This is a genomic window from Flavobacterium glycogeni, assembly GCF_048286775.1.
GTDB lineage: Bacteria > Bacteroidota > Bacteroidia > Flavobacteriales > Flavobacteriaceae > Flavobacterium.
Map to the genome: position 1 here is coordinate 1 of NZ_JBLVPV010000060.1, position 2,321 is coordinate 2,321.

Sequence of the window (2,321 nt, forward strand, 5' to 3'; positions counted from 1 at the left end):
GTTGAACTAAACCTTCGGTAGCGCGTCACCTGAAAATGTTAGTCCTTTGTAAAACTAATTAAAAAACATTTACAATGACAAAAAAAAGAAGACGACGCAGTTGTAGCAACTAAAATTGTCACTCGTGCCATTGCCGAAGTACCTGAATTTGAAGCTTTACTTCACCGATTCAAACGCACTATTTCGGTTTTAGGAAGAAGCCAGCGGACATTTGAGAGCTATTCCAGAAACATCGCCGCCATGGCATTGCATTTTGGAAAAATCCCCACCGAGCTTGATGTAGAACAAGTTCAAGAGTATTTATTTTTATTGCAAAAGCGTTCCAAAACGCCTTCGCAAACCTACTTTAAACATACGGTTTATGGCCTTCGATTTCTATTAAAATCAGAAGGGTTGCCCTATGAATTTCTGCATTTACCCTCGATAAAACACGAGAAAAAATTGCCAACGGTTTTGAGTAAAGAGGAAGTTTGGCGCTTGCTCAAAAGTTGTCAATTACTCAAACACAAAGTCCTTATTGGCTTGCTTTACGGTTGTGGACTTCGCTGTACCGAAGCGCGTTCAGTTCGGTTACAAGATTTGGATTTTGACCGACAACAACTTAAAGTAGTACAAGGTAAAGGCAAAAAAGACCGTTACGTGCCCCTTTCTGAGCACTTGATTCGGGGACTCAAAGTGTATATCGATACTGAGAAACCCCAAAATTATATCTTCAACGGACAACCCATCGGGGGAGCCGGTGGCGACTTCGACTCTCGGTATTCCCAGCGTGGGGTACAATGGGTTGTTAAACAAGCTTGCAAATCAGCTGGGATAACCAAAGATGTTTGTGTGCATACGCTTCGCCACACTTTTGCCACGCATTTGCTCGAAGATGGACTTGATATTATTACGTTAAAAAATCTTTTGGGACACGAACAAATAGAGACTACGATGGAATATTTGCACATCGCTCAACTCGACACTCAAAAGGCTTTTAGTCCGCTTGACACCTTGTTTGCCAAATGCAGCTCGAAGTAGCTCATGTACTTGAAAAACTTGGTAATGACATAGAAAATTTAGGACTTAACAGCTGGCAATTACGGACATTATCAGCCGTGAGAAGATGCCGAACAGCTGCATTGGGCGGTCATATTGATGCTTGCGACGATTGCGGAAAAATAAGTATTAGTTACAACTCTTGCAGGAATCGGCATTGTCCTAAATGTCAAGGTAAAAACCGAGACGATTGGATACAAGCCAGAACCACAGAACTCTTGCCTGTGCCTTATTTTCATGTGGTTTTTACCTTGCCTGATAGTATCAATTCTTTAGCGATTCATAATCCAAAATTGGTTTATGATTTACTTTTTGAATCGGCTTGGGCAACGCTCAAAACCTTTGGCAAAAACAAAGGATTGCAAAGCGGAATGATTGCAGTTTTACATACTTGGGGACAAAATTTAAGTCTGCATCCGCACTTGCATTGCATTGTTCCCGGTGGTGGAGTAGATCAAAACGACAAGTGGCAGAATATCAGGGATGGTAAATTTCTGTTTCCTGTAAGGGCTTTGTCAAAGGTTTTTAGAGCCAAATTTTGCGAGGCGTTAAAAGAAAGACATTATGAAAATTACCTAAAAATACAAAAGCAACTTTGGGAAAAACAGTGGGTCGTTTTTACCAAAAAGCCTTTTGCCAATGCTCATTCGGTGGTGGAATATCTAGGACGTTATACTCACAAGATTGCCATTAGCAACAACCGAATCCAAAACATTGATGTTCAAAATGTAACTTTTGCCTACAAAGATTACAAGCAAAACGGGTTTAAAAAGCAAATGACGCTTTCCCACGCAGAATTTATCAGACGCTTTGCGATGCATATTTTGCCCAAACGTTTTGTAAAAATACGTCATTATGGTTTTTTGAGTAGCACTTGGAAACGGCAGAAACTAAAGATTTTGCAGGAGAAACTCAAGGTAAAAGTACTGGAAAAAGCAGAAAAGAAGCCTTTTTTGCCCAAATGTCCTTGTTGTAAAACAGGGAATTTACACCGAATAGCGGTTTTTGACCAGCGTGGTCCGCCTACTTGGTATCTTGGCGTTAGCCAAAACACAAGTTCCTGTAAAAGCTAGTTTTATGGGTAAGGGAACTTGTGTCTTAAAGTGAAGGAAAACACGAAAAAACCAAGTAGATTCTACTCCAAAAAAAAGAGGACTATAAATCCTCTTGAAATTCTTTCTAAAAACTTAACGATAGCTCCATAGTTGGAACGGCATGTAATCGGTTCCGTCCAACCGAGGCTTCATTGTTGGCTTTTCAAGCCCAACGAAGCCTTTACTGTT

2 protein-coding genes are annotated in these 2,321 nt (G+C 40.5%); both read left to right on the plus strand.

The window, feature by feature from the left end; all coding sequences use genetic code 11:
- The first annotated feature begins 129 nt into the window (after positions 1 to 129).
- The gene (locus ACNQGX_RS18255) at positions 130 to 1,020 is read left to right on the plus strand and encodes a tyrosine-type recombinase/integrase (RefSeq protein WP_417978727.1); all 891 of its coding nucleotides are present in this window, start codon (positions 130 to 132) and stop codon (positions 1,018 to 1,020) included.
- A complete protein-coding gene (locus tag ACNQGX_RS18260) occupies positions 1,005 to 2,111 on the plus strand; it encodes an IS91 family transposase (protein ID WP_417978726.1) in 1,107 nt (368 codons plus the stop codon). The genes ACNQGX_RS18255 and ACNQGX_RS18260 overlap by 16 nt, the downstream gene beginning before the upstream one ends.
- Positions 2,112 to 2,321 lie beyond the last annotated feature (210 nt).

Bases quoted from the DNA above. Each gene is read 5' to 3' on its own strand.
- ACNQGX_RS18260 (WP_417978726.1), top strand. From the start codon at position 1,005: ATGCAGCTCGAAGTAGCTCATGTACTTGAAAAACTTGGTAATGACATA.